Genomic DNA, 14763 nt, shown 5'->3' with positions numbered 1-14763 from the left:
TGAGTTCAATCTATAACAGTTTGAATTCAGTCCCACTCTTTCCTATTTTTTAAGCAAATAAATTGAATGTTATTATGTTGCATTATAGAATGCTATCTAGTATAGTCTTTATGGAATAGGGGTGTAGAAAAGAATGTTCAAATTCAATGAAGATGAAGAAAATTTAAAATGCTCTTTCTGCGGTAAAGATCAAGATCAAGTTAAGAAATTAGTTGCAGGAAGTGGCGTGTATATTTGTAATGAGTGTATTGAACTATGCTCAGAAATCGTTGAAGAAGAATTAGCACAAAATTCTTCAGAAGAATTAACAGAATTACCAACTCCTAAAGAGATTATGGACCATTTAAATGAATATGTAATCGGTCAAGAAAAGGCTAAAAAAGCTTTATCTGTAGCTGTATATAATCACTATAAACGTATTCAACAACTAGGCCCTAATGAAGATGATGTTGAATTACAAAAAAGTAATATCGCATTAATCGGACCAACAGGTAGTGGTAAAACATTATTAGCACAAACATTAGCTAAAACATTAAATGTTCCATTTGCAATTGCAGATGCTACTAGTTTAACTGAAGCTGGCTATGTTGGTGACGACGTTGAAAATATCTTATTACGCTTAATTCAAGCAGCAGACTTTGATATAGACAAAGCTGAAAAAGGTATTATATACGTTGATGAAATTGACAAAATTGCAAGAAAATCTGAAAACACATCAATTACTCGAGATGTTTCCGGTGAAGGTGTTCAACAAGCACTATTAAAAATCTTAGAAGGTACGACTGCTAGTGTACCTCCTCAAGGTGGACGTAAGCATCCGAACCAAGAATTGATTCAAATCGATACTACAAATATCTTATTCATCCTTGGTGGTGCTTTTGATGGTATCGATGAAGTAATTAAACGTCGTTTAGGTGAAAAAGTAATTGGATTTGCTAGTAATGAAGCAGACAAATATGATGAAGAAGCATTATTAGAACAAATTAGACCAGAAGATTTACAGTCTTATGGTTTAATTCCAGAATTTATCGGTCGTGTTCCAATTGTAGCTAACTTAGAAACACTAGATGTAGATGCACTTAAAAATATATTAACTCAACCTAAAAATGCATTAGTAAAACAATATACTAAAATGCTTGAATTAGATAACGTTGAATTAGTATTTAGCGATGAATCTTTATCTGCTATTAGTGAAAAAGCTATTGCACGTAAAACAGGTGCACGTGGTCTTCGTTCAATAATTGAAGAAGCACTAATTGATATTATGTACGATGTACCATCATCAGAAGATGTTACTAAAGTCGTCATTACCGAAAAAACAATCAATGATGAAGTTGAACCTGAATTATATGATTCAGAAGGTAATCTAATTAATGATAGTAAAACATCAGCATAAATAACGTTTAAATAGAGTCACATGTTTGTGGCTCTATTTTTTTGTTTAGAAAATGAGTGATTTACTTCTATTTGAAAATGTAGGATGACATTAATATAGGAGTAATGGTAAAGTGTTAATGTGAGAAATAAGTAAAGAGAGGATCACCAATGAAACTCAATCCTAATAATATAGATTTAATTATAAGTGCTGTCAAAGAAGAACAGTATCCAGAAACAGAAGTACCAGAAGTCGCATTAAGCGGACGTTCAAATGTGGGGAAATCATCATTTATTAATAGTATGATAGGTCGTAAAAACATGGCAAGAACTTCACAACAACCTGGTAAAACTCAAACATTAAATTTCTTTAATATCGATGACCAGCTTGTGTTTGTAGATGTGCCCGGATACGGATATGCGAAAGTAAGTAAAGTACAACGTGAAAAATTCGGTAAAATGATTGAAGAATATTTAACAACACGTCAAAAATTACAACTCGTTATCCAACTTGTTGATTTGAGACATAATCCAACTGAAGATGACGTGCTCATGTATAATTATTTAAAACACTTTGATATACCGACGCTAATTATATGTACTAAAGAAGATAAAATTCCTAAAGGGAAAGTACAAAAACATTTAACTAATATTAAACATAAATTAGATTTAGAAGATGGCGATACGATTGTAAGTTATTCTTCTGTCAAAAATAATAAACAACAACAAATTTGGGATCTTATCGAGTCTTATTTATAATTACTTTAAATATTCACAGAAACATTTCAATATATACAATATTTTTATGAGGTATAAAGAAATTAGTAACAATTTTGACAAAAAATTGAATGTAGATTAGAATCTTTCTAATTTATTTGAGCAATCGACTTAATAAAAGATTCAAATGTGTTATACTTGTGTTATTGTAAGTATATGGAGGGCGTTATAAATGCATTTTATAGCAATAAGCATTAATCATCGAACTGCTGATGTAGCACTAAGAGAGCAGGTTGCTTTTAGAGATGATGCCTTACGATTAGCCCATGAAGATTTATATGAAACTAAGTCCATCTTAGAAGATGTTATTTTATCTACATGTAATCGTACTGAAGTATACGCCGTTGTTGATCAAATCCATACAGGTCGTTATTACGTCCAAAGATTTTTAGCACGTAAATTTGGATTTGAAGTAGATGATATTAAAGATATGTCAGAAGTTAAAGTGGGGGACGAAGCAGTAGAACATCTATTGCGAGTTACTTCTGGATTAGATTCTATTGTACTTGGTGAAACACAAATTCTTGGTCAAATGCGAGATGCATTTTTCTTAGCTCAAGAAACAGGTACAACAGGAACAATTTTTAATCATTTATTTAAACAGGCTATTACTTTTGCTAAAAAAGCGCATAGTGAAACTGATATTGCAGATAATGCTGTTAGTGTTTCATATGCAGCTGTTGAATTAGCTAAAAAGGTATTCGGAAAACTAAAACACAAACAAGCTGTCATTATTGGTGCAGGGGAAATGAGTGAATTATCACTCTTAAATCTTTTAGGATCAGGAATTACAGATATAACTATTGTTAATAGAACTTTGAGTAAAGCTAAAATTTTAGCTGAAAAACATCAAGTCAACTATCAATCTTTAGATGAATTACCAACTTTATTACAACATGCTGATATTGTCATCAGTTCTACAAGCTCAGAATCATATATCATTACCAACGATATGATTGAATCTATTGCTAATCATCGTAAATTAGATTCTTTATTACTCGTTGATATTGCAGTTCCACGAGACATAGAACCAGGTATTGATGCCATTAACAATATTTTCAACTACGACGTAGATGATTTAAAAGGACTCGTAGATGCGAACTTAAGAGAACGTCAGTTAGCTGCACAAACTATTGTTGAGCAAATACCTAGTGAAATTGAAACTCATAATGACTGGGTAAATATGTTAGGTGTGGTACCAGTTATTAGAGCATTACGTGAAAAAGCAATGAATATTCAATCTGAGACTATGGAAAGTATTGATAGAAAGTTACCTGATTTATCAGAAAGAGAAAGAAAAATCATTTCTAAACATACGAAAAGTATTATTAACCAAATGTTAAAAGATCCTATTAAGCAGGCTAAAGAATTAAGTAGTGATAAGAAAAGTAACGAAAAATTAGAGCTCTTTCAAAGCATTTTTGACATAGAAGCTGAAAATCCTTATGAACAAGCAAGACAGCACAAAGAAAGTAAGGCTAAAGAAATTTCGGCTCGTCGAATTTTTAGTTTTGAATAAGCATATTAATATGGTGATGATATGCAAGAAAACCTGTTTATTAGATTTCATGAAATAATATTAATTATATATTTGATAAGCATTGTTTGCTATTTTCTAGATTTTGTACGTAAAAGTCATAAGATTAGAGTATTTGGCATGTATACATTAGGGATTGTTTGGGTTTTACAAACAATCTCTTTATCTGTTTTTATTATACAAACAAAACATGTGCCATTAGGTTCTTTATTCGACGTATTTTTCTCGTTGACGTGGATTATTATTTCAATATCACTGATTTTGAATTTAATAAAAACATTAAATTTTTCTGTTTTCTTTTTAAATTTAATTGGTTTTATCCTTATGGCAATGATTACGTTTGAACCTAACAGATATCATAGCCAAGTTCAGCAAATTGCAGTAATCAATGAATTATTACTTGTTCATATAGGTTTAGCTATATTGAGTTATGCCTTTTTTGCACTAGCATTTGTAAATTGTTTACTTTATATCATTCAATATCGTAATTTAAAAGAAAAGAATTTTGATCAAAAATACTTTAGAATCGGAAGTGTAGCCACACTTGAATCTATTGTATTTTTTACAACTTTAGCAGGTTGGATTATACTCATAATTAGTATTATTTTAGGCGCTCAATGGGGTGTTTTCTCTGTAGGAGAACGAATCTTTATTGATCCTAAAGTTATCTTTTCAACTATCATTACAATATTGTATGGTATTTATTTAATATTTAGAGTGAGAAAAGTTTTCATTCAAAGATATCTTATATACTTTAATATTATTTTATTCTGTTTATGCATGATTAATTTGTTTTTTACTACTCATTTCTCATAATTAATAGTAGTTAAAATTAATAGCATTGAAATATATAATAAGATTGAGTGATTGTTTAGGAGGCAGCAAAATGCGTAAGTTAGTGGTTGGATCTCGAAGAAGTAAACTAGCCTTAACACAAAGTCAACAATTTATAGATAAATTGAAACAAGTACGACCTGACTTAGATATAGAAATTAAAGAAATAGTAACTAAAGGTGACCGTATTGTTGATAAACAGTTATCTAAAGTTGGTGGCAAAGGTTTATTTGTTAAAGAAATCCAAAACGAATTATTCAATAAAGAAATAGATATGGCTATACATTCTTTAAAAGACGTCCCAAGTATTATTCCAGAAGGACTGACATTAGGATGTATTCCTGATAGAGAAATTCCATTTGATGCATATATTTCTAAAAATCATACTCCTCTAAGAGAGTTGCAAGAAGGAAGCATTGTTGGAACAAGTTCGTTAAGAAGAGGCGCTCAAATTTTAGCTAAATATCCACATTTAGAAATTAAATGGATTAGAGGTAATATTGATACACGTCTAAAAAAATTAGAAACTGAAGATTATGATGCAATTATACTTGCTGCTGCTGGGCTAAAGCGTATGGGTTGGTCAGATGATATAGTGACAACTTATTTAGATAAAGATATTTTACTTCCAGCCATTGGTCAAGGTGCATTAGGTATTGAATGTAGAAGCGATGATGCTGAATTGTTAGAACTTTTAAAAGAAGTTCATAACGAAGATGTAGAAAAATGCGTGACTGCTGAAAGAACATTTTTAGCTGAGATGGATGGTAGTTGTCAAGTTCCTATCGGTGGTTATGCTACGGTTAATGGCAGTAAAGAAATAGAATTTACAGGATTAATCATGACACCTGATGGTACTGAACGATATGAACATACTGCTATAGGTACTTCTCCAATAGAACTTGGTAAAGAAGTTAGCCGTGTTTTAAAAGAACAAGGTGCTTATGAAATTATTAGAAAATTAAATGAAGAACAATAATCTTCGAGGTGACACTTAAAAATGAGACCAGTTGTAGTTATGACACAAACAAGTAAATTTCAAAGTGATTTGGTTGAGATTATTCATAAACCATTTATAGACATACAATCACTTTATTTTGATGAAAACTTGTTAAAAAATAACTATGACTGGCTTATTTTTTCGTCTAAAAATGCAGTCAAATATTTTTTAAAATATATGAATTTGGTAAATTATCAAAAGGTAGCTGCAATAGGTAAAAAAACTGCTGAATATTGTCAATCATTAGATATATCAGTAGATTTTATTCCCAAAGATTATTCACAAGAAGGATTTATAAATCAATTTTCAGAATATAATCAAAAGATACTTTTACCTTCTAGTAAACAAGCTAGACCGTATTTATATGATGAGTTATCAAAAACAAATGATGTAGTTAAAATTGACTTGTATGAACCTATAGCTAATTATCAACATATAAATGAAGTGAAAACACTAATCAATAATCAAAAAATTGATGCTTTAACATTTTCAAGTTCGTCTTCAGTGCGTTATTATTTTAATGAAGACCCGATACCTAAGTTTGATCATTACTTTGCAATTGGTAAGCAAACCGCTGAAACACTTCATTCATATAATCAGGCAGTAAAAGTTGCAAATAAACAAACATTAGCGTCGATAATAGATAAAATATTAGAAAGTAGGGACAAAAATGAAATTTGATAGACATAGAAGATTACGTTCTTCTCGAACAATGAGAGATATGGTGCGAGAAACACATGTTAGAAAAGAAGATTTAATTTATCCTATATTTGTAGTTGAAAAAGATGATGTGAAAAGTGAAATTAAATCACTACCTGGTATATATCAAATTAGCTTGAATTTATTACATGAAGAAATAAAAGAAGCTTATGATTTAGGTATTAGAGCAATCATGTTCTTTGGTGTACCTAATGAAAAAGATGATGTTGGTTCAGGCGCATATGATCATAATGGTGTCATTCAAGAAGCAACTAGAATAGCTAAAAAAATGTACAGTGATTTATTAATCGTTGCAGACACATGTTTATGTGAATATACAGACCATGGTCATTGTGGTGTCATTGATGATCATACTCATGATGTTGATAATGATAAATCATTACCTTTATTAGTTAAAACAGCTATTTCTCAAGTAGAAGCAGGTGCAGACATCATAGCTCCAAGTAATATGATGGACGGCTTTGTAACAGAAATTAGACAAGGATTAGATGATGCAGGATATCAAAATGTACCAATTATGAGTTATGGTATTAAATATGCATCAAGTTTCTTCGGACCGTTTAGAGATGCAGCTGATTCTGCTCCTTCATTTGGAGATCGTAAGACATATCAAATGGATCCTGCCAATCGTTTAGAAGCGCTTAGAGAATTAGAAAGTGATTTAAAAGAAGGTTGTGACATGATGATTGTTAAACCAGCTTTAAGTTACTTAGATATTGTTCGCGATGTTAGAAATAATACTAATATTCCTGTTGTTGCATATAATGTAAGTGGGGAATATAGTATGACTAAAGCAGCTGCTTTAAATGGTTGGATTGATGAAGAAAAAGTAGTTATGGAACAAATGGTTTCAATGAAACGTGCTGGTGCAGATATGATTATTACTTACTTTGCTAAAGATATTTGCCAGTATTTAGATAAATAACCAAATGATTAATAAAGAGGAGGCAAATACAATGGGATATGAAAAATCAATTAAAGCAATGGAAGTTGCTGAAGACTTAATGCCAGGTGGTGTTAATAGCCCGGTTCGTGCTTTTAAATCAGTAGATACACCAGCTATTTTTATGGATCATGCAGAAGGTTCAAAAATATACGATATAGATGGTAATGAATATATTGACTATGTACTTAGTTGGGGACCACTTATTTTAGGTCATAAAAATAAACAAGTTATTGAAAATCTTCACAAAGCTGTAGATAATGGTACAAGCTTCGGTGCTTCAACATTACAAGAAAATAAATTAGCGCAATTAGTAATTGATCGAGTTCCATCAATTGAAAAAGTTAGAATGGTATCATCAGGAACTGAAGCGACATTAGATACGTTAAGATTAGCACGTGGTTATACAGGACGTAATAAAATAGTTAAATTTGAAGGGTGCTATCATGGTCATAGTGATTCATTATTAATTAAAGCAGGGTCAGGCGTTGCTACATTAGGTTTACCAGATTCACCTGGTGTTCCAGAAGGTATCGCTAAAAATACTATCACAGTTCCTTATAATGATCTTGAATCTTTACGTCTTGCTTTTGAAAAATATGGTGATGACATTGCGGGTATCATCGTTGAACCAGTAGCAGGTAATATGGGTGTTGTTCCTCCAGTTGAAGGATTTTTACAAGGTCTAAGAGACATAACAAATGAATATGGCTCTCTGTTGATATTTGATGAAGTTATGACTGGTTTTAGAGTTGGCTATAATTGTGCTCAAGGTTACTTTGATGTAACACCTGATTTAACATGTTTAGGTAAAGTTATTGGTGGTGGACTTCCAGTAGGCGCATTTGGTGGTAAAAAAGAAATTATGGACCAAATAGCTCCTGTAGGAAATATTTATCAAGCGGGTACTTTATCAGGTAATCCTTTAGCAATGACAAGTGGCTACGAAACTTTAAGTCAATTAACACCAGAATCATATGATTATTTCAATGAATTAGGTGACTTGCTTGAAAAAGGATTAAAAGAAGTGTTTGCAAAACATAATGTTCCAATTACTGTTAACCGTGCTGGTTCAATGATTGGATACTTCCTAAATGAAGGTCCAGTTACAAACTTTGAACAAGCAAATAAAAGTGATTTAAAATTATTTAGTGAGATGTATAGAGAAATGGCAAAAGAAGGCGTATTCTTACCACCATCTCAATTTGAAGGTACATTTTTATCAACTGCACACACTAAAGAAGATATTGAAAAAACAATTCAAGCCTTTGATAATTCATTAAGTCGAATTGTAAAATAACTAATTATTTAAAATAGAAATTGATGTTTTGAATTATATTAAAAGAGCCATACTTTTTGCTAAGCAAATGAGTATGGCTCGTTTAATATATAGCTAGTATTGGTATAATAAAATAGCGTAATTATAATAAATCCTGATACTTTAATAAAGGTAGTGTGTGAATGAAAACAATATATATAAATAACCTGATAATATTGGTATTATCTGTGTTGATAAGTTTGCTTCTAAAAGTATCACATATCTTATTGCCATTTATGTTCGGTCCTATCATAGCCGCCATTTTATGTATTAAAGTATTTAAATTAGATATAAAATGGCCATTTTGGTTAAGCCAAATCGGATTGATTTGTTTAGGTGTACAAATTGGTTCTACTTTTACTAGAACTGTAATAAAAGATATTCAAGCAAGCTGGTTTTCAATTGTATTAGTGTCAGTATTATTATTAGTTTTAGCATTATTAATTGCTTATTTCTTTAAAAAAATAGCTAAAGTTAATACTGAAACGGCTATATTGAGTGTGATTCCAGGAGCATTGAGCCAAATGTTAGTCATGGCTGAAGAAGATAAAAAAGCGAACATACTGGTAGTGAGTTTAACACAAACATCACGTATTATATTTGTAGTCATCTTAGTCCCATTAATTTCATATTTCTTTAAAAACGATCAAAGTAGTGAAGGACATATAGTTAAAGCACAACCGCTAACTCATGTACTAAATTTTTGGCAAGTTTGTATATTAATTGTCTCCATTATTTTAGTATATTGGCTAATGACAAAAATTAATTTTCCTACAAAACAGTTATTAGCACCAATTGTTGTATTAATTATATGGAATATATCTACTGATATTACTTTTGCATTAGACAACTGGTTACTCGCTTCTGCACAAGTAATCTATATGATTAGAATAGGATTACAAATTGCAAGACTACTTTCAGATTTAAAAGGAAGAATTGCGGTTGCTATTGCATTTCAAAATATAATGCTCATTATAGCTGCATTTATAATGGTATGTGTATTACATCTATTCACGCATGATTCTATTAATGAATTATTCCTAGGGGCTGCTCCAGGAGGTATGAGTCAGATAGTATTGGTTGCTATCGAAACTGGTGCAGATGTAGCTATGATTTCAAGTTATCATATATTTAGAATCTTTTTTATATTATTTTTAATAGCGCCTTTAATCAATTATTTCCTAAAATATAGAGCTAGACAGCAATAAATTATAATAAGCGCATATAAATGGTGTGATTGTATACCAATTATATGCGCTTATATATTATATCTAATTAATGCTTAGGTTTTTGAGGACAGTCTTTTAAATGTGCATCATATAGACCTGCAGCTTCTAAAAATGAAAATACTGTGACTGGACCTAGAAATTTGAATCCGTATTTCTTTAAATCTTTAGAAAGTTGAGTTGCACGTTCATCAACGGTAATTCGATCTTCAGGTACTTCATATCCCAAATCTATAGGTTTACCATCAACATATGACCATAAATAGTCACTAAAGCTACCATAATCTTGTTCAATTTTTAAATAACCTTTAGCTTGGCCAATAATAGCTTCTATTTTTTTACGGTTATGAATAATATTAGGAAAATCCATTAATCTATCGACATCATCTTCAGTCATTGATGCAACTTTTTCAGGTTCAAATTGATAAAAAGCTTCCTCATACGATGCTTTCTTTTTTAATATAGTAAGCCAGGACAGTCCAGCATGTTGAGATTCTAAGGCTAATAATTTAAATAAATCTTTGCTATCATACATGGGTTGTCCCCATACTTGATCATGATATTCAATATAAATAGGATCTTTAGTACCAAAGGCACAAGGGTTCATAAAATTCCTCCTAATAGATTGACTTATGTGAATTTCCATTATACTATAATTAAGTAAATGAATATAATGTTTGGGAAGAGTAGGTTTTAATTATTTATTAGAGAGTGTATGGTTGGTGAAAATACATAGATAATTGTTACTGAAGGTAGCCCACTAAGTTCTTTTGCTGAATAATTGTATCGATAGTAGGCAAAAGCGTGTTTGAGCGTTAATCAATTATAGAGTGCTCGAAAGTATAGGATAAGATAAAATCTTAATCTAAAATACTTTCTTGAATATAGGTGGTACCACGGAACATCCGTCCTATGATAATAGGAAGGGTGTTCTTTTTTATTTTTTGAGGAGGAAACAACAATATGGAAATGAAACCAAAATATAATCCACGCGAAGTAGAAGCGGGAAGATATGATGAATGGGTGAAAAATGGTTACTTTAAACCATCAGAAGATACAAATAAAGAAACTTACACAATAGTAATTCCACCACCTAATGTGACCGGTAAATTACATTTAGGTCATGCTTGGGATACTACATTACAAGATATTATTACACGTATGAAACGTATGCAAGGATATGACACGTTATATTTACCAGGTATGGACCATGCCGGAATTGCTACTCAAGCTAAAGTTGAAGCTAAACTTAATGAACAAGGTATTTCTCGTCATGATATCGGTCGTGAGAAATTTTTAGAACAAGCTTGGGATTGGAAAGAAGAATATGCTTCATTTATTCGCCAACAATGGTCTAAATTAGGACTTGGACTTGATTATAGTAGAGAACGTTTTACTTTAGATGATGGCTTAAGTAAAGCTGTTAAAAAAGTATTCGTAGATCTTTATAATAAAGGTATTATCTATAGAGGAGAACGTATTATTAACTGGGATCCTCAAGCGCGTACTGCATTATCTGATATTGAAGTTATCCATGAAGATGTTCAAGGTGCGTTTTATCATTTTAAATATCCATATGCAGACGGCGATGGATATATTGAAATTGCAACGACTCGACCAGAAACAATGTTAGGTGATACAGCGATTGTTGTTAACCCTAATGATGAAAGATATAAAGATGTTATAGGGAAAAAAGTTATATTACCAATTGTGGGAAGAGAACTACCTATTTTAGCAGATGAATATGTCGATATTGAATTTGGTTCTGGTGCAATGAAAGTAACACCTGCACATGATCCTAATGACTTCGAAATTGGTCAACGTCATGATTTAGAAAACATCATCGTTATGGATGAAAAAGGTCATATGAATGATAAAGCTGGAAAATATGAAGGACTTGAAAGATTCGAATGTCGTAAACAACTAGTTGAAGATTTAAAAGAGCAAGATTTAGTTATTAAAATTGAAGAGCACGAACATTCAGTAGGACATTCTGAAAGATCTGGTGCTGTAGTCGAACCATATTTATCAACACAATGGTTTGTAAAAATGAAGCCATTAGCACAACGTGCGTTAGATAATCAAAAAACTGATGATCGTATCGATTTTTATCCTCCTAGATTTGAAAATACTTTTAATCGTTGGATGGAAGAAATTCGTGATTGGACTATTTCAAGACAATTATGGTGGGGCCACCAAATTCCTGCTTGGTATCATAAAGAAACAGGTGAAATTTTTGTAGGTGAAAGTGCGCCAGAAGATATTGAGAACTGGACTCAAGATGAAGATGTTTTAGATACATGGTTCTCAAGTGCGCTATGGCCGTTTTCAACTTTAGGTTGGCCAGATACTGATGCTGATGATTTTAAACGTTATTTCCCTACCAATGCGCTTGTAACTGGTTATGATATTATTTTCTTCTGGGTAGCTCGTATGATTTTCCAAGGTCTTGAATTCACAGATCGTAGACCTTTTAATGATGTTCTATTACATGGTTTAGTTAGAGCAGAAGATGGACGCAAAATGAGTAAGTCTCTTGGTAATGGTGTAGACCCAATGGATGTTATCGATGAATATGGGGCAGACAGTTTAAGATACTTCCTAGCTACTGGTTCAGCACCAGGTCAAGATTTGCGTTATTCAACAGAAAAAGTTGAATCTGTGTGGAATTTTATTAATAAAATTTGGAATGCAGCACGATTTAGTTTAATGAATATTGGGGAAGAATTTAATGTTGAAGATATCGATTTATCTGGTAACTTATCTTTAGCAGATAAATGGATTTTAACTAGATTAAATGAAACGATTGCGACAGTGACTGATTTAAGTGATAAATATGAATTCGGTGAAGTAGGTCGTGCGTTATATAACTTCATTTGGGATGAGTTCTGTGATTGGTATATTGAAATGAGTAAAATACCAATGAATGGTGAAGATGAAGAACAAAAACAAACAACACGTTCTGTACTAAGTTATGTATTAGATCGTATTATGAGAATGTTGCATCCATTTATGCCATTTGTTACTGAAAAAATTTGGCAAAGCTTGCCTCATGAAGGAGAAACAATTGTTAATGCAGCATGGCCTACAGTAAACCAAGAATTAATGTTTGATGATAGTAAACAAACGATGCAACAACTAGTTGAGATTATTAAATCAGTAAGACAATCACGAGTTGAAGTTAATACACCTTTATCTAAAGCGATACCAATTATGATTCAAGCTAAAGATGAAAATATTAAATCAACACTTACTGAAAATGCTGATTACATTGAACGATTCTGTCATCCTAGTGAATTAAATATAGATGTGAATATCGAAATTCCTGAAAAAGCTATGACTTCTGTAGTATTAGCAGGCAAAGTCATTTTACCTTTAGAAGGATTAATTGATATGGATAAAGAAATTGCTCGTTTAGAAAAAGAATTAGATAAATTGCAAAGTGAACTTGACCGAGTAGATAAGAAATTAGCCAACGAAAACTTTGTAAATAAAGCACCCGAAAAAATTATTAATGAAGAAAAAGAAAAGCAAAAGCATTATAAAGAAAAATATGATGGTGTTAAAGCAAGAATTGAACAATTAAAATCATAGGAGTATGTGTCATGAATTACCTTGAAAGCCTTTATTGGATACATGAAAGAACGAAGTTTGGCATCAAACCAGGCGTGAAACGTATGGAATGGATGTTAGAAAAACTAAATAATCCTCAAGATAATATAAAAGGAATACATGTTGGTGGTACGAATGGCAAAGGTTCAACTGTGGCTTATTTAAGATCAGCATTGGTTGAGAATAATTATGAAGTAGGGACTTTTACTTCTCCTTATATCGAAACATTTAATGAGCGTATAAGTTTAAATGGCCAACCAATTACAAATGACGAGATTGTTGAACTTGTCTCTCGTGTAAAACCTGTAAGTGAAACTTTAGAACTAGAAACTGAGCTTGGTAATGCAACAGAATTTGAAATTATTACAACGATGATGTTTTTATATTTTGGAGAAATACACCCTGTTGATTTTGTTATTATCGAAGCGGGCTTAGGTATAAAAAATGATTCAACGAATGTATTTAATCCAATTATTTCTATTTTAACGAGTATAGGTTTAGATCATACTGATATTTTAGGAAATAGTTATTTAGATATAGCTAAAGATAAAGGTGATATCATTAAACCTAATACACCGATAATATATTCTGTGAAAAACGAAGATGCTTTGAAATATATTCGTGACTATGCAGTTGAACAAAATGCAACACCTATTGAACTGGATAGAGAAATTGTTGTAGTTTCTCAAGACGATGAATTTACTTATAGATATAAAGATTATGAATTAGAAACTATCATTTTAAATATGCTAGGTGATCATCAGAAAGAAAATGCTGCATTAGCAATAACTGCACTAATTGAATTAAATGAAGCAGGCATTATTGAATTAGACTTTAACAAAATGATAGATGGCATCGAAAATGTAAACTGGGTAGGCAGAATTGAACAAGTTAAAGATCAACCTTTAATGATTATTGATGGTGCCCATAATAATGAAAGTGTAGAAGCATTAATTGATACTATTAAATATTATTATGGCAGAGATCAAATTGATATATTATTTTCAGCAATTAAAGGTAAACCTATTAGTGACATGTTAGATAAATTGGAAGAAATTGCTTCTAAATTTTACGTGACTGATTTTAATTTTCCTAAAGCTTTAGCAAAAGAAGAAATCATCGAGAATAAAAACATTGAAAATGTTGAATTAGTTGATGATTATACGAAGTTTATTGAAAATTATAATGGACATGGTCTCGTCATTACTGGTAGTTTATATTTTATAAGTGAAGTTAAAGCTAGATTAAATTTTGAATAAATAAGTAAGTTGCAGTATTATCCTTATATTTTAAGAGGCTTTATTAAACTGTCGATACAAATTAAAAATTGTATCGGCAGTTTTTTGTATATTAATTTTATAGAAATTGGTTATTAATTATATAAAAATTAAATATTATTTACTTATTTTATTGTTGTGATAT

The 14763-nt window shown here is 31.1% G+C and carries 12 protein-coding genes and 1 other annotated feature; of the genes, 11 read left to right on the top strand and 1 reads right to left on the bottom strand.

The genetic code is table 11. The features are described 5' to 3' along the window. Nucleotides 1–133 precede the first annotated feature (133 nt). The 9 genes from clpX (at nt 134) to CD121_RS03770 (ending at nt 9711) form a co-directional block, all read left to right on the top strand. The gene (gene clpX, locus CD121_RS03810; protein ID WP_017638198.1) at nt 134–1396 is read left to right on the top strand and encodes an ATP-dependent Clp protease ATP-binding subunit ClpX; all 1263 of its coding nucleotides are present in this window, start codon (nt 134–136) and stop codon (nt 1394–1396) included. A gap of 149 nt (nt 1397–1545) precedes the next feature. After that, nucleotides 1546–2133 carry a ribosome biogenesis GTP-binding protein YihA/YsxC gene (yihA, locus tag CD121_RS03805; protein WP_126567473.1) on the top strand — a complete coding sequence of 196 codons (588 nt, stop codon included), beginning with the start codon at nt 1546–1548 and terminating at the stop codon, nt 2131–2133. 190 nt (nt 2134–2323) lie between these two features. Continuing rightward, nucleotides 2324–3670, top strand: a complete 1347-nt coding sequence (gene hemA / locus CD121_RS03800) for a glutamyl-tRNA reductase (RefSeq protein ID WP_046466784.1) — start codon at nt 2324–2326, stop codon at nt 3668–3670. A gap of 21 nt (nt 3671–3691) precedes the next feature. Then, nucleotides 3692–4504, top strand: coding sequence for a cytochrome c biogenesis protein (gene ccsA / locus CD121_RS03795; protein WP_026083527.1), 813 nt, complete (start codon nt 3692–3694; stop codon nt 4502–4504). A 70-nt stretch (nt 4505–4574) separates the two neighbouring features. Then, complete coding sequence (hemC, locus tag CD121_RS03790) at nt 4575–5501, top strand: hydroxymethylbilane synthase (RefSeq protein ID WP_126567472.1); 927 nt, start codon at nt 4575–4577, stop codon at nt 5499–5501. Between the two features lie 21 nt (nt 5502–5522). Beyond that, entirely contained in the window at nt 5523–6203 is a 681-nt protein-coding gene (locus CD121_RS03785) for a uroporphyrinogen-III synthase (RefSeq protein WP_126567471.1), read from the top strand. Beyond that, complete coding sequence (gene hemB, locus CD121_RS03780) at nt 6193–7167, top strand: porphobilinogen synthase (RefSeq protein ID WP_017638192.1); 975 nt, start codon at nt 6193–6195, stop codon at nt 7165–7167. Before CD121_RS03785 ends, hemB begins: the two co-directional genes overlap by 11 nt. A gap of 31 nt (nt 7168–7198) precedes the next feature. Beyond that, nucleotides 7199–8485: a glutamate-1-semialdehyde 2,1-aminomutase gene (gene hemL, locus CD121_RS03775; RefSeq protein ID WP_119622891.1), complete on the top strand. Its 1287-nt coding sequence runs from the start codon at nt 7199–7201 to the stop codon at nt 8483–8485. A 161-nt stretch (nt 8486–8646) separates the two neighbouring features. Then, nucleotides 8647–9711, top strand: a complete 1065-nt coding sequence (locus CD121_RS03770) for an AbrB family transcriptional regulator (RefSeq protein ID WP_046466781.1) — start codon at nt 8647–8649, stop codon at nt 9709–9711. Nucleotides 9712–9778: 67 nt separating this feature from the next. Here the strand turns inward: CD121_RS03770 and CD121_RS03765 are convergent, their stop codons facing one another. After that, nucleotides 9779–10336 (bottom strand): DNA-3-methyladenine glycosylase I, encoded by a 558-nt coding sequence (locus CD121_RS03765; protein ID WP_029055685.1) that lies wholly within the window; start codon nt 10334–10336, stop codon nt 9779–9781. 57 nt (nt 10337–10393) lie between these two features. Further along, nucleotides 10394–10645, top strand: a binding site (T-box leader). Between the two features lie 47 nt (nt 10646–10692). Here CD121_RS03765 and CD121_RS03760 point away from each other — a divergent pair. After that, a complete protein-coding gene (locus CD121_RS03760; protein WP_017638188.1) occupies nt 10693–13323 on the top strand; it encodes a valine--tRNA ligase in 2631 nt (876 codons plus the stop codon). 11 nt (nt 13324–13334) lie between these two features. Then, nucleotides 13335–14600 (top strand): bifunctional folylpolyglutamate synthase/dihydrofolate synthase, encoded by a 1266-nt coding sequence (locus CD121_RS03755; protein WP_029055687.1) that lies wholly within the window; start codon nt 13335–13337, stop codon nt 14598–14600. Nucleotides 14601–14763 lie beyond the last annotated feature (163 nt).

Origin of the sequence: Staphylococcus pasteuri, assembly GCF_003970495.1 — a bacterium.
Lineage (GTDB): Bacteria > Bacillota > Bacilli > Staphylococcales > Staphylococcaceae > Staphylococcus > Staphylococcus pasteuri.
Note: the sequence above shows the minus strand (reverse complement) of the source record. Positions and strands in the feature narration are given on the sequence as shown.